At 52.7% G+C, this 26,387-nt stretch carries 21 protein-coding genes; 11 read left to right on the top strand and 10 right to left on the bottom strand.

The annotated features are described in order from the left end of the window. The first annotated feature begins 179 nt into the window (after positions 1-179). Genes D9N13_RS18575 through D9N13_RS18565 form a run of 3 tightly spaced genes read left to right on the top strand, consistent with a single transcriptional unit; the run spans position 180 to position 3,180 of the window. Positions 180-1,364: an acetyl-CoA C-acyltransferase gene (locus D9N13_RS18575; protein WP_290593074.1), complete on the top strand. Its 1,185-nt coding sequence runs from the start codon at positions 180-182 to the stop codon at positions 1,362-1,364. A gap of 40 nt (positions 1,365-1,404) precedes the next feature. Further along, entirely contained in the window at positions 1,405-2,169 is a 765-nt protein-coding gene (locus D9N13_RS18570; RefSeq protein ID WP_290593071.1) for a 3-hydroxyacyl-CoA dehydrogenase, read from the top strand. Positions 2,170-2,187: 18 nt separating this feature from the next. Next, the gene (locus tag D9N13_RS18565; RefSeq protein ID WP_411268188.1) at positions 2,188-3,180 is read left to right on the top strand and encodes an NAD(P)H-dependent flavin oxidoreductase; all 993 of its coding nucleotides are present in this window, start codon (positions 2,188-2,190) and stop codon (positions 3,178-3,180) included. 32 nt (positions 3,181-3,212) lie between these two features. Here D9N13_RS18565 and D9N13_RS18560 read toward each other — a convergent pair whose 3' ends face one another. Genes D9N13_RS18560 through D9N13_RS18550 form a run of 3 tightly spaced genes read right to left on the bottom strand, consistent with a single transcriptional unit; the run spans position 3,213 to position 6,989 of the window. Next, on the bottom strand, positions 3,213-4,217 hold the full coding sequence (locus D9N13_RS18560) for an NAD-dependent epimerase/dehydratase family protein (protein ID WP_290593067.1): 1,005 nt from the start codon (positions 4,215-4,217) through the stop codon (positions 3,213-3,215). Positions 4,218-4,222: 5 nt separating this feature from the next. Further along, entirely contained in the window at positions 4,223-6,190 is a 1,968-nt protein-coding gene (locus D9N13_RS18555) for an acetoacetate--CoA ligase (RefSeq protein ID WP_290593066.1), read from the bottom strand. Positions 6,191-6,230: 40 nt separating this feature from the next. Continuing rightward, the gene (locus D9N13_RS18550) at positions 6,231-6,989 is read right to left on the bottom strand and encodes a GntR family transcriptional regulator (protein WP_290593064.1); all 759 of its coding nucleotides are present in this window, start codon (positions 6,987-6,989) and stop codon (positions 6,231-6,233) included. Between the two features lie 237 nt (positions 6,990-7,226). Here D9N13_RS18550 and D9N13_RS18545 point away from each other — a divergent pair, with 237 nt between their 5' ends. From D9N13_RS18545 to D9N13_RS18530, 4 genes are read left to right on the top strand one after another with little or no spacing between them, the layout of a single operon-like run. Continuing rightward, positions 7,227-8,600: an aromatic ring-hydroxylating oxygenase subunit alpha gene (locus tag D9N13_RS18545; RefSeq protein WP_290593062.1), complete on the top strand. Its 1,374-nt coding sequence runs from the start codon at positions 7,227-7,229 to the stop codon at positions 8,598-8,600. A gap of 15 nt (positions 8,601-8,615) precedes the next feature. Next, positions 8,616-9,833 (top strand): CaiB/BaiF CoA transferase family protein, encoded by a 1,218-nt coding sequence (locus D9N13_RS18540; protein ID WP_290593060.1) that lies wholly within the window; start codon positions 8,616-8,618, stop codon positions 9,831-9,833. Positions 9,834-9,838: 5 nt separating this feature from the next. Next, complete coding sequence (locus tag D9N13_RS18535; RefSeq protein ID WP_281684414.1) at positions 9,839-11,005, top strand: acyl-CoA dehydrogenase family protein; 1,167 nt, start codon at positions 9,839-9,841, stop codon at positions 11,003-11,005. Positions 11,006-11,040: 35 nt separating this feature from the next. Continuing rightward, positions 11,041-11,808 carry an enoyl-CoA hydratase/isomerase family protein gene (locus D9N13_RS18530; protein WP_281684415.1) on the top strand — a complete coding sequence of 256 codons (768 nt, stop codon included), beginning with the start codon at positions 11,041-11,043 and terminating at the stop codon, positions 11,806-11,808. A gap of 96 nt (positions 11,809-11,904) precedes the next feature. Here the strand turns inward: D9N13_RS18530 and D9N13_RS18525 are convergent, their stop codons facing one another. The 3 genes from D9N13_RS18525 to D9N13_RS18515 all read right to left on the bottom strand — a co-directional run bounded on the left by D9N13_RS18525 (position 11,905) and on the right by D9N13_RS18515 (position 16,817). After that, a complete protein-coding gene (locus D9N13_RS18525; RefSeq protein ID WP_290593056.1) occupies positions 11,905-13,632 on the bottom strand; it encodes a thiamine pyrophosphate-binding protein in 1,728 nt (575 codons plus the stop codon). Positions 13,633-13,666: 34 nt separating this feature from the next. Continuing rightward, the gene (locus D9N13_RS18520; protein ID WP_290593054.1) at positions 13,667-15,403 is read right to left on the bottom strand and encodes a thiamine pyrophosphate-binding protein; all 1,737 of its coding nucleotides are present in this window, start codon (positions 15,401-15,403) and stop codon (positions 13,667-13,669) included. Positions 15,404-15,905: 502 nt separating this feature from the next. Beyond that, positions 15,906-16,817, bottom strand: coding sequence for an SDR family NAD(P)-dependent oxidoreductase (locus D9N13_RS18515; protein ID WP_290593052.1), 912 nt, complete (start codon positions 16,815-16,817; stop codon positions 15,906-15,908). Positions 16,818-17,089: 272 nt separating this feature from the next. On the opposite strand from D9N13_RS18515, the gene D9N13_RS18510 reads away from it, so the two are divergent. Further along, the gene (locus tag D9N13_RS18510) at positions 17,090-18,328 is read left to right on the top strand and encodes a CoA transferase (protein WP_290593050.1); all 1,239 of its coding nucleotides are present in this window, start codon (positions 17,090-17,092) and stop codon (positions 18,326-18,328) included. 94 nt (positions 18,329-18,422) lie between these two features. Further along, the gene (locus D9N13_RS18505; protein ID WP_290593048.1) at positions 18,423-19,853 is read left to right on the top strand and encodes an amidohydrolase family protein; all 1,431 of its coding nucleotides are present in this window, start codon (positions 18,423-18,425) and stop codon (positions 19,851-19,853) included. Here the strand turns inward: D9N13_RS18505 and D9N13_RS18500 are convergent. The 4 genes from D9N13_RS18500 to D9N13_RS18485 all read right to left on the bottom strand — a co-directional run bounded on the left by D9N13_RS18500 (position 19,816) and on the right by D9N13_RS18485 (position 23,753). Beyond that, positions 19,816-21,276, bottom strand: coding sequence for an alpha/beta hydrolase domain-containing protein (locus tag D9N13_RS18500; protein ID WP_290593046.1), 1,461 nt, complete (start codon positions 21,274-21,276; stop codon positions 19,816-19,818). The two genes, D9N13_RS18505 and D9N13_RS18500, sit on opposite strands and share 38 nt — an antisense overlap. A gap of 302 nt (positions 21,277-21,578) precedes the next feature. Then, entirely contained in the window at positions 21,579-22,574 is a 996-nt protein-coding gene (locus D9N13_RS18495; RefSeq protein WP_290593044.1) for an enoyl-CoA hydratase/isomerase family protein, read from the bottom strand. A 10-nt stretch (positions 22,575-22,584) separates the two neighbouring features. Continuing rightward, the gene (gene folK / locus D9N13_RS18490; RefSeq protein WP_290593042.1) at positions 22,585-23,019 is read right to left on the bottom strand and encodes a 2-amino-4-hydroxy-6-hydroxymethyldihydropteridine diphosphokinase; all 435 of its coding nucleotides are present in this window, start codon (positions 23,017-23,019) and stop codon (positions 22,585-22,587) included. After that, positions 23,016-23,753 (bottom strand): SDR family NAD(P)-dependent oxidoreductase, encoded by a 738-nt coding sequence (locus D9N13_RS18485; protein ID WP_290593121.1) that lies wholly within the window; start codon positions 23,751-23,753, stop codon positions 23,016-23,018. The genes folK and D9N13_RS18485 overlap by 4 nt, the downstream gene beginning before the upstream one ends. A 548-nt stretch (positions 23,754-24,301) precedes the next feature. Here D9N13_RS18485 and D9N13_RS18480 point away from each other — a divergent pair. Further along, positions 24,302-25,312, top strand: coding sequence for a hypothetical protein (locus D9N13_RS18480; protein WP_290593040.1), 1,011 nt, complete (start codon positions 24,302-24,304; stop codon positions 25,310-25,312). Between the two features lie 34 nt (positions 25,313-25,346). Next, positions 25,347-26,372, top strand: a complete 1,026-nt coding sequence (locus D9N13_RS18475; protein ID WP_290593038.1) for a putative solute-binding protein — start codon at positions 25,347-25,349, stop codon at positions 26,370-26,372. The last annotated feature ends 15 nt before the right edge of the window (positions 26,373-26,387 follow it).

Below are 26,387 nucleotides of genomic sequence, written 5' to 3'. Positions count from 1 at the left end.
GGCAGGTTAGCGCTTTTGTACGAAAACCTACACTTGCAAGGACTCAAGAGGACTGAAACCGCAGGATCTGATTCTGACCAATAAACGACCATCTGGCTGTTTAATGAAGTAATCGTTGCCGACCCTCTTATGTGTCCAAGGGCGCTTAATCCAAATAGAAATAATATCAGGAGTAAAACATGTCATCAGATCCAGTGGTTATTGCCGCCTATGCACGCACGCCAATGGGCGGTTTGCTGGGGGAGCTAGCGACGGTTAAATCCACTGCCCTGGGTGCAGTAGCCGTTAAAGCCGCGGTAGAGCGGGCCGGTGTCAACGCTGATTCAATCGATCGCATCTACATGGGCTGCGTGCTTCCGGCAGGATTAGGCCAGGCCCCTGCCCGTCAGGCGGCTTTGGCAGCCGGCCTGCCCCGTTCAGTGCAGGCGACCACTGTCAATAAAATGTGTGGCTCAGGGATGCAGGCTGCGATTCTGGCGACTGAAACCCTGCTGGCAGGCACTGCGGACATAATTATTGCCGGCGGCATGGAGTCAATGACCAACGCGCCTTATTTAACGAGCAGACACCGTGCCGGTAGCCGTGTGGGGCACGATAGCCTGAAAGACTCGATGTTTCTGGACGGCCTGGAGGATGCCTATGAAGAAGGTACGTTGATGGGCGTCTTTGCTGAACAAAATGCACAAAAATATGGCTTCACGCGGGCCGATCAGGATGCCTACGCGTTGGAAGGATTGGCGCGGGCACAGCAGGCAATTGCCGAAGGTCGCTTTGTTGATGAAATTGCTCCGGTCACCGTGTCGACCCGAAATGGTAACCGTCTTGTGGCGGTAGATGAACAGCCCGGTAAAGCCAACCCCGATAAAATCCCGGCCTTAAAACCCGCGTTTGCCAAAGATGGCACGGTAACCGCCGCCAATGCCTCTTCCATCTCCGATGGTTCAGCAGCATTGGTTCTGACCCGCGCCAGTGTGGCGCAACGATTGGGAATGAAGGTGTGCGCCCGCATCGTTGCCACCGACTGTCATGCCCATGAACCTGCGGATTTTCCCAGCGCGCCGGTTCCGGCAATGCGAAAGGTCATGGCCGCGGCCGGTTGGTCGGTAGGTGAAGTGGATTTATTTGAAGTAAACGAGGCATTTTCTGTGGTTGCCATGATCGCGATGCAAGAGCTTGGTATTCCCCATGACAAACTCAATGTCAATGGTGGGGCGTGCGCCCTGGGCCACCCGATTGGTGCTTCCGGGGCCAGGATAATTGCCACCTTGCTTGCGGCATTAAAGAAGCGTGGTTTAAAGCGGGGTGTTGCCGGCATTTGTCTTGGTGGTGGTGAGGCCACTGCAATGGCTCTGGAACTAGTCTGATCGGTGCACCTGATCCAGCAAGAATGAAAGAGGTTTTACAATGAAAGAGATTAACGGTATAGCAGCTATTGTCACTGGCGGTGCATCCGGATTGGGAGCAGCCACAGCCCGGATGCTGGCAGAGGCTGGCACAAAAGTTGCCATCTTCGATATGAATGAAGCAGGTGGTATGGCCCAGGCAGAGGAAATAGGTGGTACCTTTTTCAAGGTCGACGTTACCAATGAAGAAAGCGTTCGACTGGCCGTAGCCGAAGCGGAAGTGGAGAATGGCATCGCCCGAATACTGGTGAATTGTGCTGGCATTGCAACCGGTGCCAAAACGGTCGGCAAAGGAAATACACCCCACCCGCTAGAACAGTTCCGCAAAACCATTGAGATCAACCTGATCGGTACGTTTACGGTTATCGCGCATTTTGCAGCGCGCTTATCCACGGCTGACCCCATTGGCGAAGAACGGGGAGTCATTGTCAATACGGCCAGTGTTGCGGCTTTTGAGGGCCAGATCGGTCAGGCGGCCTACTCTGCCTCCAAGGGTGGTATCGTAGGCATGACTTTACCCATTGCTCGTGACCTGGCGCAGTACGGAATTCGGGTGATGGCAATTGCACCGGGTATTTTCTACACGCCGATGATGGCGGGTATGCCGCAGAAAGTGCAGGATGCATTAGGTGAGCAGGTGCCATTCCCGAATCGACTGGGGCAGCCCGAAGAATACGCGCTGATGGTGCAGAGTATCATCGCCAATCCTATGCTAAACGGGGATGTGGTACGCCTGGATGGTGCGATTCGCATGCCTCCACGATGACCAGAAACCGAAAACACCATAACGGAAAGCCACAAGATGAAATTTAGTACGCGTATCACAGATTTATTGGATATCCAGTACCCGATAGTGCAAGGCGGCATGATGTGGGTGGGACGGGCAGAACTGGCCGCCGCAGTGTCCAATGCGGGAGGGTTGGGGATCCTGACTGCCCTGACCCAGCCAACCCCTGATGACCTACGTCGGGAAATCGATCGTTGCCGATCGATGACGGACAAACCCTTTGGGGTGAATCTGACAATCTTGCCCTCGGTAACCCCTCCCCCCTATGCGGAATATCGCAAAGCAATCATCGATAGCGGAATCAAAATTGTCGAGACTGCCGGACACAATCCCCGGGAACACGTGGAGGATTTTAAAGCCCATGGCGTCAGGGTTATACATAAATGCACTGCGGTTCGTCATGCCTTATCCGCCGAGCGAATGGGTGTGGACGCGATTTCCATTGATGGTTTTGAATGCGCCGGCCATCCCGGAGAGGATGATATCCCCGGATTGATCCTGATTCCCGCCGCTGCCGATAAAGTAAAAATTCCCATGCTTGCTTCCGGTGGCTTTGGTGATGGGCGAGGTTTGGTGGCTGCACTGGCCCTGGGTGCAGATGGTATCAACATGGGAACGCGTTTTTGTGCCACCCTGGAAGCGCCGATCCATGAGCGCATCAAACAGCTTCTGGTTGAACACGATGAACGGGATACCAACCTGATATTCCGTTCCCTGCGCAATACCGGTCGAGTGAGCAAGAACAGCGTATCCGATCAGGTGGTTGAGATCCTGAAGAATCCGGACGCCCGATTCGAGAATATTCACCATCTGGTTAAGGGTGCGGATGGTAGAAAAGCACTGGAAACCGGAGATGTGGATGCCGGGTTGATCTGGGCGGGACAGGTTCAGGGGCTGATCAACGATATTCCCTCAGTGGATGAACTGATTACCCGAATAATCCGTGAAGCCCGCACCATAATACAGGGCCGCTTGCACGATATAATGTAGTCATTCAACCGTTGTACTGAGTGTTCGCCTGGTTAGCCCGCATTGTTATTGGCGTACCACTGAACAGCATCTTTAATGGTTTCTCTGATCGGCCGGGGATTCCATTGCAGCTCCCTGCGCGCTTTACTGTTATCAAGCTGTTGAAATGCATTGGAGAGAAAGACCGAATCAGTGCTGATCAGGTAGTCCTTGCGCCCTGTCAGTTTCATTATATTTTCTGCAATCCAGGCAACGACGTAGGCAACCGATCTGGGTACCACCATAACCGGCTTGCTACCGCCAGCAGCAGCCGCCAGATTGTAGAAATCGCGATTCCTGATGAATTCGTTGGCAATGATGTAGCGCTCCCCTGCTCTGCCAAGTCTCTCTGCTGCTAATGCAGCTTGCGCCACATCACGAATATCCACAGTGGGGGCACTGGCTTGAATGGTTAAGCGTACGTGTCCACGTGCCACATCCCATAGCATCTTGCCGTGCGGTGTTGGCTGATGGTCACCCGGTCCATAGGTGTTGGCAATGCATAAAGCGATGCCGGGCAGCCCCTTTTTGTCGCAATATTGCAGTAAGCTGTGTTCGGCCAGCAAGCGAGCCAGAATATAGGGTGGCGCTTTTGAGTGCCAGTTGAATGGCGTTGCTTCCGTCACGGGTCCATTTGGATTAAAGCCCAGCGTGCCCATTGTGCTGGTAAACACAAAGCGCTTGATCCTGCATTCAAGCGCAACATCCATGGCGTTGATCAGGCCGTCCACGTTGTTGCGATACAGGGGCGCAGGGTCAGTCAACCAAAAACGGGGATCGACGACACTGTAGAATACTGTCTCACACCCTTGCATGGCGATACGCAGGGATTCAGGATTCAGCACATCCCCTGTGAATACCTCTACAGGAAGATGCGCAATCGCTTTACGGCTACTTGATTTTCTGAGCAGCACCCGGACCCGGCGCCCCTGGGCGACCAGTGCCTGCACTGTATGGCTACCCACAAATCCACTCGCACCCGCCACCAGAACAGGTTTATCCGGGTTGATCGCCTGCATTTGTATCAGGCCTGCACCGGCCTGCCTCCCAATTCCTCCAGGCATTCAAAATACTTGAGGGCCGCTGGATTGGATAACGAATCCTTGTTTTTGACGGGTCTGCCATGGATCACATCTCGAACCGCCAATTCGCTTATCTTCCCCGAATGTGTACGTGGTATATCCGGAACGGATAGAATGATAGCGGGCACATGACGAGGTGTTGCCTTCACCCTGATGTGGGATTTGATACGCTGGATTAATGATTCAGTAAGGTTTACTCCACTCATTAAGCGTACGAACAAAATCACCCTGACGTCGTTATCCCAATTCTGCCCAACCACAACAGCTTCCAGAATCTCATCGATGCTTTCCACCTGGCGGTAGATTTCCGCAGTACCAATGCGTACGCCACCCGGATTCAAAGTGGCATCGGAGCGGCCATAGAATATCATTCCACCCTCAGGCGTCAGTTCAACCCAGTCACTGTGACACCATATATTTTCATAACGGGCAAAATACGCAGTGTAATAACGCTGGCGATCAGGGTCATTCAGAAATCCAAGCGGCATTCCCGGGTGCGGAGACAAACAGACAAGTTCTCCGGCTTCGCCTGTAATGCTTCGCCCCTCATGATCAAAGACCTGAACATCCATGGCTAGGTGGCGCTTCTGGCATTGGCCGGCATAAACCGGTCCAATGGGGTTTCCCCCGACGAAACAACCAATGATATCGGTGCCACCGGATATAGAAGAAAGACAAACATCTTGCTTCCAGTTTCCATATATATATTGAAATCCGTCAGCGGAGAGCGGCGATCCCGTAGAAAGAATGGTTCTCAGGCTACCAAAGTCATATTGTTCTATTGGCCTTAGGTTTTGTTTGTTGCACAAATCGATGTATTTGGCTGAGGTGCCGAAATGAGTGACCGCTTCAGCAGAAACGATGTCAGGTAGACGCTTGACGGTGGGAAACGTCGGTGAACCATCATAGAGCACCAGAGAGGCGCCGGATGCCAGCGCTGATACCAGCCAATTCCACATTGCCCAACCGCAGGTTGTAAAATACAGTAGGCGATCACCTGCTTTAATGTCGCACTGAAGTTGATGCTCCTTCAAATGGTGCAGCAGCGTGCCACCCACCGAATGGACAAAACATTTTGGCAACCCTGTGGTACCGGAAGAAAACAAAATGAACAGCGGATCGCGAAAGTTAACGCGGGTAAAGGTAAGTTCGCATGCTGTGTATTGCGCGCATAAATCACGGATATCGACGCCCCGTTGATCCAGACGATCCAGTGACGGATTCCGGTTCAAAAACGGAATGACGATGATCGTCTCAACACATTCCAAACCCGCGGTTAATTCCGCAATGGTGTCAATAGAATCATATGACTTACCGTTGTATTGATAGCCGTCCGCCGTGAACAGCACTTTGGGTTCAATTTGTCCGAAGCGATCCTTGAGCCCACTGACACCAAAATCCGGTGAACAGGATGACCACACCGCTCCCAGGGAGGTGGTCGCCAGCATAGCCACTACCGTTTCCGGAATATTTGGCAGATACGCTGCCACCCGGTCTCCGGGCCCTACCCCCAGTGCTGCTAAAGCCTGCTGCAGCTGGGAGACCTGGTCACGTAAAGACTGTGGGGGCAGTTCAGAACGACCGCCATTCTCGTGACAAAAAATGATGGCTGGATCCTGCTTCAGGCTAGCCAGCAGGTTTTCTGCATAGTTTAAACTGGCGGCGGGAAAAAACTCACTGTTAAACAAGTCCCCTTCGTTACGCAACACCGGCTCTGCGCCATCACCCAGTACACCACAAAAATTCCACACCTTGCGCCAGAATGGTTCCAGATTCTCAATGGACCAATCCCAGAATTCGTCATAACCTTGGAATGAAAGGGAATTGTCTGTACCCACCTCCTCCATAAATCGATGCAGCTGTGTGCTTTGGATTCGCTCTGGTGATGGTGTCCATAGGGGTTGTTTCATATTTTTGCTTGTCATGGTTATCTATGAATAAAGACGATTTTCAGGATCGAAATCGCTGTAACGTCATGGAATGTCGATAGCGCGATGCGGGGTGAGTGTTAATGGTGACCTGCAGTATCAATCCGTCTGCTGCCTTGTAGGTTCGTCTGATCTCAAGCGCGGCGGTACCGTCATCAACATTCAGCTCTGCTGCCAGTGGCTGCGAAATGAGAGTGGCGGCGATCTGTTGATGTACTTCATTAACGTTTTGGCCAAACATATCCTCGATTAAAGGAAAGATAGGGCCTTCATGGCGACCCAAAATGCGCCCCACTGTAGCAAAGGCTCTATTGATATAGTATTCCGACTGACCTACCGGCTCATCCGCATTCTCGGTGCGCCGATAACCGTGAACGTACAACCATTCCTCACCCACTGTTAGCCCGGTTTTTTTAGCCAGCTTGGCATCCATAGTCACCATTTTTATGGTCTCAATGGCAAAGCGGGTATCTGTACCGAAGGCGATAAGGTCGTTTATGGACATCACCTGATGAATATCGGCTTCCCTGGAACGCGGTGGAACGACAATGGTGCCTGCTCCCCTGCGTGAAGATACAAGCCCTTCTTCCCGCAGGACTCTTAAGGCTTCCCTCACGGTATAGCGGCTTACAGAAAAGCGTTTACACAATTCGTCTTCCGTTGGAATCAGCGTGCCCACCGGATAAATGCCTTTCACAATTTCAGATTTCAGTTCCTGAGCAGCCTGTAGATACAGCGGTTGCCCGCTCTTAGTACCGGATTGGGGTGTCTTTGCGGTCATAAGTTTGCTTTTGCTCCATTGTCAGGCAGCCGGCTACTGGGTCTGGATGTTTCTGTTATGGTCAGTATATTTGTCCATACAACTATAAGTCAATCTCTAATTATGCTGAGTTTATGTAGAGATATTTTGCAGCCTGTGACATTATTTATGTCCGGACATATTAAGCTGATGTGAAAATCCCTGGCGTTGAATGGCCGCCATTTTGATAGAACATTCAGTGCAGCATCGGAGATGAAAATGACAAATAGAATAACCAATATTGAGGACACCCTTACCGAGCCGGTTTCCATTCCGGTGGAAGCCTACGTGTCAGAGAGTTATGCCCGCGCTGAACGGGACAGGTTATGGCGCCAAGTGTGGCTTCAGGCCGGTCGGGTGGAAGAGCTGACTGAAGTGGGCAGTTATATCACGTTCGAGATTCTGGATGACTCCATCATATTGGTGCGTACTGCTGAGCAGATCAGGGCCTTCCATAATGTCTGCCCTCATCGCGGACGGCGCCTGGTTGATGTGCCGGCTGGTGCACGCAATGCGCAGGGCCAACGCAGCCAGTTCTTCTGCGGGTATCATGGTTGGAAGTTTGATTTGGATGGCCGGAACACGCACATTCCCCATAAAGAAGACTGGCAAAACAAACTTGATAGCGCATGCACCGGGTTAAGTAGCGTTAAGGTGGATACCTGGGGTGGCTGGATCTGGATTAACCTGAATCCGGACTGCGAACCGCTTCAGGATTATCTGCATCCGGTTACCACCATGTTGGACCCTTTTGAGCTGCAGAATATGCGTTTCCGCTGGCGTAAATGGGGTATCTTCGACTGTAATTGGAAGGTGGCCCTGGAAGCTTTCAACGAAACCTATCACGTACAAACCACCCATCCGGAGTTCAATCAGTTCGGCGCGTTTCGTGGTTGGGCCAAGGCCCATGGCAAGCACAGTAATATCGGCTATGAGCGTCCGAAAGGCATGGACGAGAACCAGTCTGCCAAACTGCGTGTCGGCACCAACGATGACCCGCGCCTGTCTACCGCAAAAATGCAGGCCTATACCTGGGAGAAAGCCAACACCAACACCACACAAACCCTGGTTAACGCGGCAATGCGACTGCAGGACGAACTTCCCGCAGGCACACCGGCGGATCAGGTGTTGAAGCATTGGATAGAGTCCGCCCGAAAAGACGACGCCCGGCGTGGTGTGATCTGGCCAACGGTGGATCCTGCTCATGTAGCTAAAAGTGGTACTGCATGGCAGGTTTTCCCAAACTTTCAAATTGGGCACTCAGTCAATAATGCACTGTGTTACAGCGCCCGCCCCTATGGCTATGATCCCGACAAATGCATATTCGAGGCAGCTGTTTTTGAACTGTTTCCCCCCGGTGAAGAACCGGACACGGCGTGGGAATATTGTCCACCGACCGAAGCAGCCTGGTGTTATGTTCTGGCGCAGGATTTTTCGAACATGGCGGCGGTTCAACAGGGTATGAAATCCCTGGGTTTCAAGGGGCCGAAACCCAACCCCTATATGGAACGCAGTACCGCCAATTTACACCGTAACCTGGCTGAATACATGGGTACGGGTGCTCCCTGCCCTATCGCTGAACATGACCAATAAAAGCAGAAGAAGAGCATGATGAATCACACTACGCAGTCACAGAAAAACAGTAACAACGCTGGTAGCCAGCACGGGGGCCCACTCAGTGGTATCAGAGTGGTCGACCTGACCGCCATGGTTATGGGCCCTTATTGCACGCAGTTATTGGCGGATATGGGGGCCGATGTCATAAAAATAGAACCACCGGGTGGTGATGGAGTGCGATATATATCGCCCGGGCCGGTCCCGGCAATGGGGGGCGTGTTTGTCAATGTGAATCGTGGTAAGCGAAGCATGGTGTTGGATTTGCGCACGGAAAGCGGCGCCAATGTTTTGCGTGAACTGATTAAGACAGCAGACGTATTTATCCACTCAATGCGGGCAAAGGCCATCAACAAACTGGGCTTCAGTTACGAGGAAGTCGCCAAGCTCAACCCCACCATTGTATACACCAACTGTTATGGCTATGGCCGAAGCGGGCCAGATGCTGACTTACCTGCCTACGACGATACCATCCAGGCGGAATGCGGTTTGACTTCGGTCCAGGAAATGTTAACCGGCGAAGTCAATTATGTTGGCACCATCATGGCCGACAAAATAGCGGGCATGACCGCGCTCTACGCCACCACCATGGCGCTGTTTCACAGAGAACGTAGTGGAGAGGGTCAGGAAGTTGAAGTGGGGATGTTTGAGGCGATGGCGTCGTTCATGCTGGTGGAGCATGCCAATGGCATGTTATTTACCCCGCCCATTGGTCCGGCCAACTACCACAGGGCCGTTGCCCGTAATCGTAAGCCCTATGCAACCAAGGATGGGCATATCTCTGCGTTGGTGTACAACGATAAACAATGGTCACAATTTATGGAAGCCGTTAAGCCCAGCTGGGCCAGTGACGATTACGCGACACTAGAGCAAAGGGCCAAGTGCATCAATACTATTTACGGTTTGCTGGGCGAGACATTTAAGGAGCGCACTACTGCGCAGTGGTTGTCTCTGTTTCGCGAACTGGGAATACCGGCTGCACCACTGCGCACTCCGGATGAATTGTTCGATAATCCCCACTTGAACGCCGTCGATTTTTTCCAGACAGTGCCGTCTTCCTATGGTGATATACGGTTCCCCGGAGTGCCCACCGGCTTTTCCAAAACACCCGGTAAGGTGGCGGGCCCTGCACCAGCAACCGGCCAGGATACCGACGCTATATTGCACGAACTGGGTCTTCTTGATGTTCACGCAGATTGTCACGAAGGGTAGATTACATGGATTTTTCATTTACTGACGATCAACAAAATATCCGGGATGCAGTACTCAAGCACTGCTCTCAGTTCAATGATGATTATTGGTTGGAGCGGGATCGGGAAGGCATTTTTCCCCATGATTTTCACCGCTCCATGGCTGAATCCGGCTGGCTTGGCATTGCCATGCCCGAAGCCAACGGTGGCTCCGGGCTCGGTATCACCGAAGCGGCGATCATGATGCAGGCAGTGGCTGAATCCGGTGGTGGCATGACCGCTGCCTCCAGTATTCATGGCCCTGTTTTCAGCATGCAACCGGTACAACTGTTTGGCAGTGATGAGCAACGTCAACGAATGATACCCCCGGTTATTCGTGGTGATGATCTTATTTGCTTTGCAGTAACAGAACCCAATACCGGACTTGATACAACCAAATTAAAGACCCGCGCAGAAAAGCGTGAGGGCGGCTATTTGATTAACGGCGAGAAAATCTGGATTTCAGTAGCAAAGGTCGCCAATAAGATGATGTTGCTGGCCCGTACTACGCCGCTGGCGGACGTCACCCGCAAAACCGATGGCCTCACTCTGTTCTTTACCGATATCGATCCCACCAAAGTCGAAGTGCGCACCATTCATAAAATGGGGCGGCATGCGGTCGATTCCAATATGCTGTTTATTAGTGACCTTTGGATTCCTGAAGCAGATCGAATTGGCGCTGAGGGTGAAGGTTTTAAGATCATACTGCATGGCCTGAATCCAGAGCGCATTTTATTGGGGGCGGAGGCAATTGGACTTGGCCGGGCAGCATTGCACAAGGCCGCCCGTTATGCCAACGAGCGTATTGTGTTTGATCGTCCTATCGGTATGAATCAGGGTATCCAGCACCCGCTAGCCAAGTGCTGGGCCCAGTTGGAAGCCGCCAATCTGATGGTCATGAAAGGTGCCAACCTGTTCGATAAAGGAAAAGACTGTGGTATTGAGGCCAACGCGGGTAAGTACCTGGCAGCAGAAGCCGGATTCGAAGCCTGTCATACCGCCATGCTAACACTGGGCGGCATGGGATACGCACAGGAATATCATGTGGAACGTTATTTGAGAGAGATACTCATCCCGCGTACTGCGCCGGTAAGCCCTCACATGATTCTTAATTTCCTGGCTGAAAAAGCGTTGGGATTACCCAAGTCTTACTAAAGCACTGTGTGCTAACATGAATTCAAGGTGACAGAATGAATGACGCTGTATTATTTGAGGCCCGTGATGATGGCATTGCCATTATTACCCTGAACCGGCCGGAAACCCGCAACGCACTGAGTAAAGATGTACGCCAGGGCCTGTTTTCCGCCTGGGAACGATTCGAAAGTGATGTCAATCTAAGGGTAGCCATACTCACTGGAGCAGGCGAAAAAGCGTTCTGTGCCGGCGGCGACCTGAAAGAAATGGTTGAGCGCGGCTTAACCGTGCCGCCCAGGGATATGTTTCCTGTACCCTACGATTCGATTGAGCTGTCCAAGCCCACCATTGCGGCTGTCAATGGAGTTGCCTTTGCTGGCGGGTGGATGATTGCCCAGGCGTGTGACTTATGTGTGGCCAGTACAACTGCAAAATTTGCAGTGACCGAAGTTAAAGTGGGTCGCAGCTCACCTTGGGCTTCCCCTCTTATCCATATGATTCCCCAGCGGATCATGATGGAGATTTTGCTGACAGGCAAACCCATCACGGCACACCGGGCCTTTGAAATCGGCTTAATTAATAGAGTGGTCGAGCCTGAAGCGTTAATGGATGCAGCCATTTTGTTGGCCAGCGCCATTATTGAAGGGGCACCACTGTCGGTGCGGGCAGCACGGGAAACCGTTATGTTGGCCACGGAAATGGGGCGCTCCGCTGCGCTGGAAGCAGCTCGATATGCATCTGAACTTTGTTATAACAGCGCTGACGCTCAGGAAGGCCCAAGGGCGTTTTCAGAAAAACGCAAACCGAAGTGGCAGGGCCGCTGATCGGCAATGCGTACTACCAGGTTTGCCAGTTTAGAAAAGGCTGCGCGTTGTCCGCAGCCTTTTTTGTGCCCTGTGCATTAGCAATGCACCAGTAATCTACTGCTGGCCCTCTGCGTACCAGGTACGAAAGCGATCGTAGTTCGGTGTATCAAGGTTTTGATTGCCGCCATGGTTGATTACAGGATCGATGGGCACATGAATAACGGTAGGCTTGCCACTGGCGAATGCCTGCTCTACGGCTGCACTGATATCCTCACCTTTATCGACATACATTCCCTGGCAACCGAGCCCCTCCGCAATCTTGTCGAATCTGACATCCTTGTTCCAGTGCACCCCAGGCTCACTGGTTTTGCCATGGCCGAATGTGCGCTTGTATACACCCACTTCCAGACCCCAGGCATTGTCTACACCAACCACGATCACCATGGGTAGCTCCAGCCTGGCTACCGTCTCCAGTTCACCAATATGAAACAGAAAAGCAGAGTCGCTAGTGGTAAAGAGCACCGGCCGATTCCCGCCATCGGCAACCGAGGCGCCAATAGCATAGGGAAGCCCGGTGCCCAGGTGTCCAAAGTTCTGGTTCCAGATCACATCGTGCGGTTTGCTTTGCAGATAGGTCCAGGTGAAAATCACCGTACAACCGCCGTCCCGCACGTGGATGCCGTTTTTAGGGAACGCCTTGGTTGCTTCCACCACCCATTGACCAGTATGAACGCGCCCACTCTCGGTGGAGAAATCCTGCTCTGCCAGATTAGCCAACCGTTGCTTGTCTTCCGTTATCCAGCGCTGCAGGTCTGGGGCCTCCGGCCGCGGGCTGTTTTTTAGTGCAGCTGAAAGTTGGGGTACCACCGTTCTCAGGTCGCCCACCAAAGGCACATCAATAGGTCGGTTGACACCGATGGCTTCCGGATCAAGTTCGATATAAATCCATTTTCGATCCACATTGCCTTCTGCCCACAGATAGCCTTTACCGAAATGGGATGGTTCACCGATTTCAGTACCGATGGCCACTACCAGATCGGCTTTTGCCACGATTTCATCGGCTACCTCTGCAAACAGGTAGGGAAACGTGCGGTCTTCGATGCCGTCAATAAATGCGGTGCCACCGGAGGTTTGCAATACCGGGCAACCCATAAGCTGCGCCAGCTCTTTCACCTGGGGGCCACCGCGGGAACATTGCACGGCATGGCCTACCAGTAATACTGGGCTACTCGCGGCTTTGATCAATTCAGCCGCCTTTGCCACCATCTCACCATCTGCACCCGGCTTCACCAGCCTGTACGCCTCTGGGGGCAAAGGCGCCGGAACCTCCAGTTCCTGCAGTATCACATGGGATGGGTACTCGATATAAACCGGGCCCGGGGTTCCCGATTGACAAACACGAAGAGCATGCCGAATGATCTCATCGGTTTGATCGGCGTATTCAATGCTGGCACTGTATTTTACCGAGTTTTCAAACAGCGCCTGCTGCTTAACGAATTGAATACGGCCGCGACGTACCCGTTGTTCGGTTACTCGTGCACGCTGTCCACCAAGGTAAATCACCGGAGAGTTTTCCACCTTGGCACACATCATGGCACCGGCCGTATTCGCAATGCCCGGGCCAAGGGTGGCGATGCACAATGCGGGCGTACCGGTCATACGGGCGTACCCTTCTGCCATAAAGCCGGCTGCCAATTCATGATGCGGCGTCACCACGTTCCAGCCCCGCTCTTCAGCGGCGACGAACATGTGAACGAAGTTTGGATCGGGGATACCGAAGATGGTGTTGATGCCTTCTGCTTCAAAAAGTTGAAGTATGCGTTCGTATACTTTTACGCCCATTGTTATTGTCCTGTTCACTTGGTTGCAGCTGTATTTAGTAAGCGTCTTCTGCGTCAGCCCCATAACCCGCTTTGAAGTCGGTATACCAGGATTTAAATTCTTCGTAGTTGGGGGCATCCATGGCATTTGCGTCCGGGTCGATGGGTACTTGAATCACCGTGGTCCTGCCACTGCCGATAGCGCGTTCCACCGTGGCGGCAATATCTTCTTCTTTTTCCACCAGTACGCCTTCGGCGCCGAAGCCCCTGGCAATCTGGTCAAACCGAACCCAGTCCCCCCAGTGCGCTTCGGTCTCGGGAGAATCGGGGCCCACCTGTTTGCGCCAGCAACCCACCTCCAAACCCCAGGAGTAATCGCAACCTACCACACAGACAATCGGGAGCTTCTTGCGCACTGCGGTTTCCAGCTCTGCAATGTGAAACATAAAGGAGGAATCGCCGGTAACCAGCACAACCGGCCGTTTACCATCAGCGGCTATGGCCGCGCCAACGGCATAAGGTAAGCCAGTGCCCAGGTGTCCTGTATTCTGATTCCATACCAGATCCCGAGGCTGATACTGAGAATAGGTCCACCCGAAGATGGTAACGGAGCCACCGTCGGCTGCATAAATGGCGTCGCCCGGTATGGCTTTGGTTGCCTCTACGATAAAACGTGCAGGATGTACCGGTCTGGAGCCGGATGGCACTGACGCCAGCAACTCAGCTTTCCACTGTTGCTGAAGCGTTTTCCATTGTGTGAATTCCGCTGATGGGGTGCGTGGTGTCGCCGCCAATGCTTCAATCAGCTGTGGTACCACATCCCGGATATCGCCCACCAGCGGTACATCAATGGGGCGATTCACGTTCATGGCCATACCATCACGCTCGATGTGAATCCATTTTCGGTTGTTGTCATTTTTTTCCCAATGACGACCAATACCCATGTGCACCGGTTCACCCAATTCAGTACCGATGGCAATACATAGATCCGATTCGTTTGCAGCAGCGCGGCCTGCCGGTGAAAAGCCATAGGCAAAGGTTCGATCCTCCATTCCTGCTATCACCATGGCACACCCGGAAGTCTGCAATATGGGGCAGTCCATCAGCTTCGCCAGTTGCCCCACTACCTGATGAGATCTTGAGGTGAACATGCCCTGGCCCACCAACAGAACCGGATTTTTTGCGGCCTGAATCAAGGCAACGGCCCTGGCAATCATCGGCGCGCTGGCGGCCTGTTCCACCAATCTGTATGTTTCCGGTGGTGTTATGGGGGGCCAATTGAATTGCTCATGAATAACGCTGAGGGGCAATTCAATATAGGCCGGCCCGGGCTTACCGGAGGTGACCTGGCGGATGGCTTCGCGCACGATCTCATCACACTGATCAGGTTCCTCTATGATCCCCACGTACTTCATCATGGGCTTGAAATTGGAAACCTGGTCGATGAACTGTATTCTGCCCCGGCGGGCTCTTTGGTATGCAACTCTGGAGCGCTGTCCACCGAAGAAAATAGTGGGGGCATTCTCTTTTGCTGCCACTATCATGGCTGCAGCCAGGTTGGAAACCCCTGGGCCTTGGGTGCCGAAACATACCCCTGGCTTTCCCGTCATTCGGGACCAGGCATCAGCCATAAATCCACCGGCCTGCTCATGGTGCGGGGATACCACATTCCAGCCACGACCTTCTGCTGTCATGGCCATGTGAATAAAGCCCGGATCGGGAATCCCAAACAGCGTATTAATTCCCTCTGCTTCCAATAGATCCAGGATGCGTTCGTAAACTTTTGCCGTCATAAGTGCAGAACCTTCGTTGTTGATCGTGCCGACGCCGGTGTAGTAAGCAGGCAACACCGGCATCGTGATTCAATTAGGGTGTTGTTCATATTGGAGCCTGCAATTAGTAGGAGCCTGCAATAGGAGCCTGCAATCCGATTGGCAAGGTTTAGTTAGGCCGGAATTGAGGGCACCAAGCATGCCTATAAATGTACATCAATGTTGATTAATAATCTATTGAAAGTTGGGGTTTGAGGGGGCTATCGGGCATCAGATAAGATAATAATATGTCCAGATATATTTTATTATGTGGGTCAAATGCGTTTGTTATGAGGTTGTTATGAGATAAATAGAATACTTATATGTCCGGACAATGTAATCTGCTTGTCCGTTGGCGCCCAGCACGCGGCTTCCGCAGATGGAGTCGGCCGAAAAAGCCCGACCCCAAAAAAAAGCCCGACCCTAAAAAGCTCGATAGGGTCGGGCAAGCTTTGTGAGGCAAGCCGTTTAAAGGGGGGGCAGCCTAGTTTTTGGAGGCCATTTCGAAGCTGTATCGCAAATGATCCAAATGACCTGTGGGAACAGGGGGAAACCGAAGAGGTGCATGGGTATCGCATATTGCCTCTATCTCTGCGGCAACGTCTTCGATAGTCCATTCCGGTCGATGAACGCCCCGGGTTTCAGCGGCGTAGGCGCGTGCCATGCGTCCGGCGATGGATACCAGCATTTCGCCACTCAGGGTGCAGGATTCGTGCGCCATCCAAGCTACGGCCGGTGCAACCAATTCCGGATCCATGGGTGGAAATTTACTGGTATCCAGCCCCTCTGCCATGCGGGTAACCGCACCGGGCAGAATAATGTTGCTCTTGATGTTGAACTCTTCCCCTTCTATGGCAGCCACATTGGATAATCCAATCAGACCGGCCTTCGCCACACTGTAGTTCACCACATCACGATTACCATACAGGCCATTGATGGAGCCGGTCAGGATGATTCTGCCGTAGCGCGCGTCACACATGCGGGGAAACGCCGCACGGACGACGTGAAAACCGCCCCTTAGGTGAACATCAAGCACGCTTTCAAAATCTTCGTATGACAATTCTTTAAGTGGACCGCGCCGCACGATGCCGGCGTTGTGAATCAGTATATCGACGCTGCCATATTCCTTGAGCGCAGCTTCGACTATGGCGGCTCCACCCTCCGGTGTTGCCACGCTGTCCGTATTGGCGATGGCGGTACCACCGGCTGCGATGATCTCATCCACCACTTGCTGGGCTGGTCCGGCGTCGCCACCGTCGCCGCCCATGCTCACGCCCGGATCGTTGACAACGATTTTTGCACCACGAGAGGCCAATAATCTGGCGTAAGCCGCTCCAAGCCCTCTTCCGGCGCCGGTTATAACCGCGACACGGTTATCGAATCTAAGTTCTGTCATGGGGAGTCCCTGTTAATCGTTGTTTCGTGCCAGTATATCTTCAAATGTTGTAGGTTGTGAATAGTTGTCCGGATAAATAATGAAATAGGATGCACTGCAAGGCGTAACAGGCGGAATAAATAGAATCAGGACACTATGCCATCATCAATAATATAATTATATGTCCGGACATATAAATTCGGTGCAATCATCCCCGAAACCGGTTTGCCGGGGTGGGCGGGGTTACAAATAGTGCCTTGTATTTGTACTCAGCCAGTATTAGCTTTCTGAACATGACTCAGAGTGTTTTGGATTTGCTGCCCCTGGCCAACAGCGCCAATGAGGCACTTAATCGCTTTACCCGCATAGCACCCTTAACCAAAGGTTTAGTATCAGGCTCCCAGCTTCTGTATGAGCGCGCTGCTATTTTAGGCCTTAAGCCTAAGCACGGCTTCAGTCCTGGCGGTAGCTGCCATCTTGTACAGTGCAGAGATGGTGTTCTGGCCATTAATTTGCCCCGCTCTTCCGATTGGGAACTTATCCCGGCGTGGTTGGGCCCCTGGGTCGATCACCTGAACGTTGCCGCCAATCAATGGCCGCTTCTGGCTACGATCTGCCGGGATCTCGAGGTGGGCCCATTGCTCCGCCAGGCTCATTGCCTGGGCCTGGCGGCCGCCCGGGCTGACCTGCTGCCTCCGCCACCGATGGAGCCGCTGGCCAAAATTGAGCTTGGTGCAGACTGGCAACCGCAGCAAACCGGTAGGTTCACGCAGCCTTTGGTGGTGGATCTGTCTTCGCTCTGGGCCGGGCCCCTGTGCGGCAGTTTGCTGCAAGCTGCCGGATGCCGTGTGATTAAAGTCGAAGGCAGTAACCGTTACGATGGCGCCCGTGAAGGCAACCCCCTCTTCTATCAATTGATGAATCAGGGCAAAGAGTCGGTGGTACTGGATTTTGGTTCAGAGTTCGGAATCCACCGACTGCATCAGCTTATGGACAGGGCGGATATAGTAATCGAGGCATCCCGGCCCAGAGCCCTCCATCATCTGGGTATTCATGCTGAACGCTGGGTGCAGGCAAAGCGTGGCCGAGTCTGGCTCAGCATCACTGGTTATGGCCGCACTGAACCGCAGGGTTCGCGGATTGGGTTTGGTGATGATGCGGGGGCTGCGGCGGGGCTATGCCGGATAATGTACGAAGCTACCGGTCGTTATCAGTTTGTGGGAGATGCAATAGCAGACCCGCTAACCGGCATTCACGGGGCATTGTATGCTTGGCAATCCTTCCGCACTGGTGCTAGTGAACTCATTGCACTATCCCTTCAGGAAATCACCGCCCGTTGCCTGCACAATGAGATGAGCCTGAACCGGCATGAGGTATTGGAATCCTGCCGCCGCTGGATTCGTCATAGCCGTGACTTAGGAGCGCTGTTCCCGGCGGGAGCGCGGCAGGCCCGTTTGCCCACGGCAATGCCCGGGCAACATACGGAAAGTGTGTTTCAGGAGCAGGGTACTGTTGGCAATAGCCTGATTTGATGCCCTGGTGTGCACCCCGCTGCAGTAATGTGATAGGTTGATTGGGCTTGGTAGCAAAAAAGTAAAAACAACAACAGAATGAATGTGGCTGGAAATGCTGATCACTAATGCGGAAGTTTATCAGGTCGGTTTGTATGATCTCAGAATTGATGGCGGCATCATTGTGGAGATGGGTCGCTTGCAGCCTTTGCATGGCGAGCCTGTTGTGGATGCTGCCGGTGGTGCATTGTTACCGGGTCTCACGGATCACCATATCCATTTTTTGAGTTACGCCGCTTCCCTTTCGTCCATCGATTGCAGCCCATCGAAAGTGGCTAACGGTATACAGCTGGCTGAATTGTTGCGGCAAACCCCAGGCGACACCTGGCTAAGAGGTTTTGGATACCACGAAAGTGTGGCAGGCGACATTGATCGTCACTGGATTGACCAATGCTGCGACCATCGCCCCGTACGAATACAACATCGAACGGGGCGATTATGGATATACAATTCTGCCGCCATTGAGCAGCTGAAACTGGCCATGGAACAGCAAAATTCCAACCATCCGTTAACGGCAAGCAGCTTGGAAAGCGGACGTTTTTACGATGCCGATCAATCCTTGGGAGACCTGCTCGGCCGTCATTTACCGCCGGTTGCTGAGGCCAGCCGCCGCTTGGCCGCTTTCGGTATTACCGCGTTTTCTGATATGACGCCATCCAATGATCAGGAAACATTTTCACTGTTTAAGCGGTTAAGACAACAGAACAACCTTCTGCAGCACGTTCAACTGGCCAGGAACAAACCTTTCACGCAAACCAATCCAACAGACAGTGTGATGCCCGGGCCTGTCAAAATTCATTTACATGAAAGCCGGCTTCCTGCGCTGCAGGATTTGGTGGATAGAATAACCTTGAGCCATGAACACGGGGTAGCGGTGGCGATCCACGCGGTTACGGAAATCGAGATGCTGTTCAGTATTACCGCACTGGAAGATGCCGGTACCATTCAGGGTGACCGTATTGAGCATGCCTCCGTGACCCCGGACTATCTGTTGGAAAAGATAAAGGCTCTGGACCTGACGGTGGTGACCCAGCCGCAATTTATATTTGAAAAAGGCGACACATACCGGCAGGACGTGGCAGCGGATTCACTGCCCCACCTGTACCGTTGTGCTGCCTTCGTCAATAGCGGTATCGCGCTGGCAGGGAGTTCTGATGCGCCCTTTGGCTGCCCTGATCCCTGGAGTTCAATGCGGGCAGCGGTCACGCGCCGCACCTCTTCCGGCCACGTGTTGACTGGCGACGAAGTGCTGAGCCCGGAACAGGCGCTTGCTCTCTACCTTGGCGGCCTTCACTCACCTGGTAAATTGCGTCAGCTTGAGGTGGGTGCCACCGCCGATCTCTGTTTGTTGGATCGGCCCTGGTTATTGGCACGAAGAACACTGCACAGCGATCATGTTAAACTGGTATTTAATCAGGGTACTCCAGTCTATCAAAAGCAGGACTGTATCAGTCTCCAATACCAGAAAGCTCAGCCCACGCTTTGATCAGGTCACCATCCGGTTCAAGCAGAAACCCTTTGCTGACCGCACTGTCAACTGAATCGGACACCGCTTCCACATAGTCTGCATTACTTGGGTACAGCGAAGCCAATGTGTCGTCGTCAAGCAGCCGGGTTGTTCCATAGATGGCACAGAACACGTCGCCGGGCTGCCCCTCTCCTGACAGCGCCGCCACGGGAACATCCACGTAGGGGGTACGTATTCCTCCCAACGCGTTGCCATATTCATCACGAATGATCGTAGCGGTTAATTCATCAACGGCCAGTCTTTCTGCCGGTGTTGGCGGCACTCCGCTACGGATCCAGCTGTCCAGCGCGGCGATAGCGGCCTTTACCACAAAATGCTGCGGGCCGGAGTTCACTGGCTCATCGCATTTCACAAGCACCGGGACCGCGTAACGGCTTTCCACCACCGCCGCAACATTTGGGTTATCCCCTTTATCCACCAATCCAAGATTGCCAACGTAGCGATCGGCATGGGCGGATCCGGCTACCTCCCACAGACGAAACCTATCGGTATCGGGCTGCCGGTCCGGGTAGGAGCCCAATATGGTCAGATCGGTTTCGGTTTGCAGCATCAATACCGGCACCGGCAGGTCATCGCGCACCTGCACTGAGTCCCGGGATTCAAAATTCAAATCGCTTGCCAAAGGGTCAGGTGTCAATGGCGCTGATCCGTGAATCCGGCTGTGAATCAGATAGCCATCAAAAAGGTTCTCCCGTGGCGCGATGGCATTGACATACGTAAGCAAATAATCTGCAGACTGTGATTCACCTGAAGCAATGGCGCGTTCCAGCGTCAGCTCCCCCAGTGGATTGAAATCCTGCGGGTCGATAACGGCTTTTGCTACCTGAGAGAAAATATCATAGGAAAATTTATCTCCCGGATGAACCAGCGTACTATACCGCCGGGGGTTGATCGTTTTCAGCGGCAGCGACAGGGCGAGCACCTGTACCCCGTTACCATCTATCCCGGACTTTTGGGCCGACACGCCAATCCATGCATAGCCGCTTCGCATCAGCTCAGTATGTGCCATGATCCATTCGGATGATGCCTCGGTACCACCGCTTACATTCAACCACTCGATGATGACCGTGCCGTTGAACTTTGTCGGATCACTGGGGCGGTAAACCACCATTCTGGTTTTGAATTCGGCTTCTTCATCAGGCTCTACCATCCACTTGCCGTCCAGTGTAAGCGGATTTGAGCTGACATAGCTGCGGGCAGTACCGGTGACAAAATACTCGGCCTTTTCGTATCCAAAGGGTTTGAGTTGTATGAGGGTTGAGCCAAGCAACCAGGGAATTCCGGGCACCAAACCCTGCTCTGGTATAACTTGTTTACAACCGGATACAGCAACGCAAAGGGTCATTACGGTGGCAAGCAACCTGCTCTTAAGATTGTTCATTATGATAACTCCAGGCTTTAGTCCAAAAGCGTATTCAATTTTTTTACATCAACGTCCAATCACCCGGCGTGCAAATCCGAGAAGGTAGATGGCGGGCGCCCGCCGTCGAATCAAGCTGTGTCATGAGATTTATCCCGTTTATTGTTTTTGTTGGCGTACAAGTTATCAGGCTATGATCTCAGCAGATCCAACGCCAGTAGCTTTTATATCGAAAGTGAAACAAGTCTATTGAAAACCGAATATGACCGGGTGTGGTAGGGAATCAGTTTATAGAGCAACAGAGCGTAAGCGGGTACTGAATTTTACGCCTCTATGGCATCAATCAGGCCCCACTCCAATGCTTGTGGGGCCTGGATTTTCTTTCCGGACAACACCAGATATGCCGTTCGCCGGCGACCAATGCGGCGCGAGATACTCACACAACCTCCCGCCCCCGGGATTAAACCCATGGACAATTCCGGTAACCAGAACAAGGTTTTGGCTGAGGCAGTAACCCGGCCGGCACAGGCCGGCAGCTCAATCCCGCTGCCGACACAGGCCTTGTGCACATAAAAATGAATTCGATCTGCATTGGTCAGCAGCAGTCTGGCGGGCGAAACCTGTGAACGAATCAGATGGGCGCTGGCGGGCGTTTCCACCTTGCCGAATTCCGTTAGTTCGCCACCGGTACAAAAGCAACGCCCCGCTGCGCTGACGTTGACTTTTCTGATGGTATTGTCCAGTTCCACCAGTTGCAGTACCTCCATCAACGCATCGCGCATCTCCACGGAATAGGCATTATCATTCTGCGGTCGATTGAGCTGCAGGTTCAACTGTTCCCCCTCACGGATTACGTTGATCGCGGGGCCGTCTGCTGGGTTACATTCGGAATTACTTTGCTGCGGTTGCCGGTCAAGCCAGCGCTTGAATTCAAAACCCGACTGCAGGGTTGCATAGGCCAGGGATTCGATAATAAGCCCTTGCGCCGGGGATACGTGTTCCACCGCTCTTAACACCTGGACCAGCACCGTTGAGGCCTGCGGGTAAGAGGCGATGCGTTTGGCAAGCAGTTTTGCGCCCGCGCGGGTCTCGGCAATGACATCCACACAATGGGCGGCGGCGGCGGCCTCGGATCCCACGCCAATGATCGGGCAGGGTTGCATACCTGCCCAATCCGCCAGCCTGGACAGTAACTCTGCGCCCATCTCTGAAAGACTGGCAAGATCCAGAATAATGGCAGGCTGGCCGCTGTCTGAGAGGATCTCGCTGCTGGACCTTAGCAATGCTGCTTGTATTGTGTCTTTGTCCAGCAAATCCATGTGTAGAACGCTACTGCCCGCAGAGTCGGATAGAATGATTTCTGATTAGCTCATCCACGGGCTGGATAACATAATGTTTGTTATCGGTGTAATCACTGTGGACCACATTGCCATCCCAGATAATGATGTCCAGGTCGATGCAGCGGGGGCCGGATTTGATCGGCCCCTTGACTCTGCCCAGGCGCTTCTCCACCTGCTTCAGGTATTGATTGAAATCCTCATAATCAAGCGTGGTTCCCAATAAGTAGGCGCCATTGAGAAAATCCGGCTGCTGTTGGTATCCATCCGGTTCAGTTTGAATGACGGTTGCCTCCCCCAGCAACTCCACTTCGTTATCCAGGATGTGGCGTGCCTTGCGCAAGTTGGTCTCCGGATCAATATTGGAACCGACAGAGACAATCACCAGATGTCGATCTCGTTGTGGGATCGCTTCACTGGAATTCATGGTTGTTCATCCGTATAGCTTGCATGATTTCTTCCCACCAGGTTAATGGATTCACCACCATCAACAAACAGGATCTGTCCGGTAAGAAAGTCGTTCTGGAGGATATAGTCCAGTGTTGTGGTCAAATGCGAATCACGTCCTTTCCTGGCCAGGGGGATACCTTCAATTCGCCACTGGATGTAGTCGTCGCCGCGGGACTCTCCCGGTAGGGTAACACCGGGTGCTATACCATTGCAGCGGATATTTGGTGCAAACTCCAACGCGGCCATGGTGGTAAAATCGGCTAAGGCTTTTTTAGACAACAGATAGGCTGAGTATTGGTATTGCTGATAGGCAATCTTGTTATCCAGAATATTGATGATTTGCCCCTTGCCGAGTCTTTTGGCGAAGCTGGCTGCCAACAGGAACGGGGTAACGAAATTCACCCTGAGCTGGGTTTCCAACAGTGCCCGATGGGTGTCCAGGGCATTGGCAGCCTCATAGGCTGAGGCGTTATTGATAATACAATCAAGTTGGGGAAAGCGGCGAGCAACCCTGGAAATAAAGTCGTCGGTGTCGAAGGGTTCGGTAAAATCCTGAACAAACACTTCACACTGGCGGCCCATGTGTTCAATGTCCCGGGCTAATTGCCTTGCCCCCTGTACTGATGAATTGCAGTGTAGGGCCAGGTCGTAACCCAATGTTGCCAGATGCCTTGCAAGTATACTTCCCAGTCTGGTACCCGCCCCGGTCACCAGAGCTGCTGCTGAATTCACCAATGCTACCGCCCAATACTTGTCCTGATTTAAGTTTTTATCTCAAACAACCGGAGCTAAGTCAACCACCGTCTAATGCACTGTCCAGATCAATCCGTCATCGACCTTTGCAGATGGCGGCCTCGATAATTCAACAACTTACATACTAATGATCAACATAGATGATTATATTTGTCCAGGCGGTTGACTCGGTAACTGCAGTGGCGTTATCTTGGAGGTCAGTTTTTGCTGGCAGAGTAAAACAAGGATAAACACAACAGCATAAACAGCGGAAATCCTGACACAACAACCGGTCCACATCATCCATTCAGACTATTGTTTTCCAAACAAAACCCTGCACCCTTACGGGGTGCCGTGTTATAAATGTTGGGCCACTGAAATGACTGATTGGTATCGCAATATTGCAAAGGTTGGTTGCGGGTGGATGACCAAACTTGTGGCCTGCGGCCTGGGTCACCTTCCCGGGTGATATCATCCCGCTGAAGAAATAGTTTTAATACAAAAAAAATAATAAGGACCATTTTTAAATGAGAGCTAAGTATTGGGTAAGCACCGTCGCCGGGATGATCCTGATTATTGCCACCACAGGGTGCTCAGTACGGGATATGGCAGCCAGCGGCATGGTTTCGTTTGGCAACGAATACATGAGCCCCTGGTTCATGGCCTCCAACGACACTGACGTCATGTGTGCCATGGGTGAAGGTATGGCGGCCATGACGTTTCCCATGGGGCCCAACATCGATCCCATGATTCCCATGGTAACGCTGGCATCCGGAATGTGTGCGGATGAGAAAGCGAAAGAGGCGGAACTGCGCTTTTTACGGGCCATGCTGAAAAACGATGTACCCACTGCGCAGGATGCACGCACCATGCAAAAACGCTGGACCACGTTGGCGGCCCAGCGCCAGTATTTCGGGTATCAGGCTGCGGAACGCTATTTCGGTGAGCCGGGTGGCGAATGCCCGGATTTTGCCGATAAAAACGAGGAAATGTCCTATTTGTTCGGCATGTTCGGCGGCTTGCAGGCGGTGCAAATGGACCTCTCTGTCAATGGCGCCGCCGGTGTGCCACTCGATTTAATGCCTAAAGCCCTGACCGGGTTGACCTGCGTTGACAGCGATAAGTTCTGGGGCGTTCCCAACGCCGTGCTGGCCGTGGTTGATATCACCAAAGCCAGATTGGATGGTGATGAATCCGCTGTGCAACTGGGTCTGGATCGCCTGGACCTTGCCGCCCGAACCGGTGAAGCCGCCGGGGTGCGCATGGTACATCTGATTGAGGCCACCCTGTACATGACCCAGGGCGATGACGCGGCAGTGAAAGATGTGATTCGTAAGCATGCAGCAATGAAAGAAGAGTTCCCGGCCAATCCTGATTTGAATCTATTGGATGATATGGCTACCCGGGGACTGCGCCTGATTTCCGACAAACTGTGGACAGCCAGTACTGGTCAACGCACGCCGTTCGGCAAATTCGGCACCTTCTGGGATGATCAGTTCGTGCCAACGGATGCGATGGATATCGATGACTTGCTGTGATGTAAAACGCTGAGTAACAACTGAGGAACGCACCATGAGAAAAACAATAATGAAGACCGTTTCAGGTTGCATCGCCGGCTTGGGTGCCGGTTTGCTAATGTCCGCTGCGTATGCGGCTGAGCCCCTGCCATTGAAAATGTGTGCTTTCATGTTTATGGGCGAAGGCGGCCCCGAGCATCAGGCTCTGCTGGACTATCAGGCAGCAGCTTTACAGTGGGGCGCAAAACTGGAGCTGAAATCCTATGTGCACGATAAAATCGTGGTGGAGGAACTAAAATCCGGTACCTGTGATATTGCCAATATGCCCAGCCTGCAGGCCCGGGCCTTCAATAAGTTTACCGGAACCCTGGACGCGCCCGCCGCCATGCCCACCTACGATCACCTGCGTACGGTGTTGCAAACGCTGGCAAAACCTTCCGCCGCGAAATATATGCGCAACGGCGACTTTGAAATAGTCGGTATTCAACCGGCAGGGGCCGTCTTTATCTTCACTAACGACAATACCATGAAAAGCATATCGGATCTGGCGGGCAAACGAATGGCCGTGCTGGATACCATGCCAGAAATGCGACAATTAGTGGTGGACCTGGGTATGACTCCGGTTTCATCCACCCTTACCAACATATTCCAGAAGTTCAACAATAACGCCATCGATATTACCGGCGGCCCTGCCATTGTGTACGAAATGATGGAATTGGAAAAAGGCTTGCGGCCTAACGGGGGTATCCTGGAAAACCCGGTGATGCAGGGCAACATCCAGTTTGTAGCCCGCTCAAGTAAATTGCCGGAAAACTTCGCACAAAAATCCCGTGAGTACTTCGTGAAAAACTTTGACGCAACCCTGAAATTTGTGCGTGAAGCAGAGAACAACATCCCCGAGGATCTATGGATACCACTGGACAGCAAAGGCCAGGAAGAATACCAAACGCAAACACGGCAAATCCGCCTGTCTTTCCGTGATCAGGATGTTTACGACCCCAAGATGCTCACCTTGTTACGTAAAATTCGCTGTAAGAAAGATCCCACGCTGGCTGAATGTACAGATCCCAACGCGGAATAATAAAAGAATAATTAA

Source organism: Ketobacter sp. GenoA1 (assembly GCF_003671475.1).
Taxonomy (GTDB): domain Bacteria; phylum Pseudomonadota; class Gammaproteobacteria; order Pseudomonadales; family Ketobacteraceae; genus Ketobacter.
This window is presented reverse-complemented; position numbering and strand designations above follow the sequence as displayed.

Bases quoted from the DNA above. Each gene is read 5' to 3' on its own strand.
- D9N13_RS18500 (WP_290593046.1), bottom strand. From the start codon at position 21,276: ATGAACAATCTTAAGAGCAGGTTGCTTGCCACCGTAATGACCCTTTGC.
- D9N13_RS18550 (WP_290593064.1), bottom strand. From the start codon at position 6,989: ATGACCGCAAAGACACCCCAATCCGGTACTAAGAGCGGGCAACCGCTG.
- D9N13_RS18515 (WP_290593052.1), bottom strand. From the start codon at position 16,817: ATGACAGAACTTAGATTCGATAACCGTGTCGCGGTTATAACCGGCGCC.
- D9N13_RS18570 (WP_290593071.1), top strand. From the start codon at position 1,405: ATGAAAGAGATTAACGGTATAGCAGCTATTGTCACTGGCGGTGCATCC.
- D9N13_RS18495 (WP_290593044.1), bottom strand. From the start codon at position 22,574: ATGGATTTGCTGGACAAAGACACAATACAAGCAGCATTGCTAAGGTCC.
- D9N13_RS18540 (WP_290593060.1), top strand. From the start codon at position 8,616: ATGATGAATCACACTACGCAGTCACAGAAAAACAGTAACAACGCTGGT.
- D9N13_RS18510 (WP_290593050.1), top strand. From the start codon at position 17,090: ATGACTCAGAGTGTTTTGGATTTGCTGCCCCTGGCCAACAGCGCCAAT.
- D9N13_RS18545 (WP_290593062.1), top strand. From the start codon at position 7,227: ATGACAAATAGAATAACCAATATTGAGGACACCCTTACCGAGCCGGTT.
- D9N13_RS18530 (WP_281684415.1), top strand. From the start codon at position 11,041: ATGAATGACGCTGTATTATTTGAGGCCCGTGATGATGGCATTGCCATT.
- D9N13_RS18505 (WP_290593048.1), top strand. From the start codon at position 18,423: ATGCTGATCACTAATGCGGAAGTTTATCAGGTCGGTTTGTATGATCTC.
- D9N13_RS18555 (WP_290593066.1), bottom strand. From the start codon at position 6,190: ATGAAACAACCCCTATGGACACCATCACCAGAGCGAATCCAAAGCACA.
- D9N13_RS18525 (WP_290593056.1), bottom strand. From the start codon at position 13,632: ATGGGCGTAAAAGTATACGAACGCATACTTCAACTTTTTGAAGCAGAA.
- folK (WP_290593042.1), bottom strand. From the start codon at position 23,019: ATGAATTCCAGTGAAGCGATCCCACAACGAGATCGACATCTGGTGATT.
- D9N13_RS18475 (WP_290593038.1), top strand. From the start codon at position 25,347: ATGAGAAAAACAATAATGAAGACCGTTTCAGGTTGCATCGCCGGCTTG.
- D9N13_RS18480 (WP_290593040.1), top strand. From the start codon at position 24,302: ATGAGAGCTAAGTATTGGGTAAGCACCGTCGCCGGGATGATCCTGATT.
- D9N13_RS18560 (WP_290593067.1), bottom strand. From the start codon at position 4,217: ATGCAGGCGATCAACCCGGATAAACCTGTTCTGGTGGCGGGTGCGAGT.
- D9N13_RS18535 (WP_281684414.1), top strand. From the start codon at position 9,839: ATGGATTTTTCATTTACTGACGATCAACAAAATATCCGGGATGCAGTA.
- D9N13_RS18575 (WP_290593074.1), top strand. From the start codon at position 180: ATGTCATCAGATCCAGTGGTTATTGCCGCCTATGCACGCACGCCAATG.
- D9N13_RS18520 (WP_290593054.1), bottom strand. From the start codon at position 15,403: ATGACGGCAAAAGTTTACGAACGCATCCTGGATCTATTGGAAGCAGAG.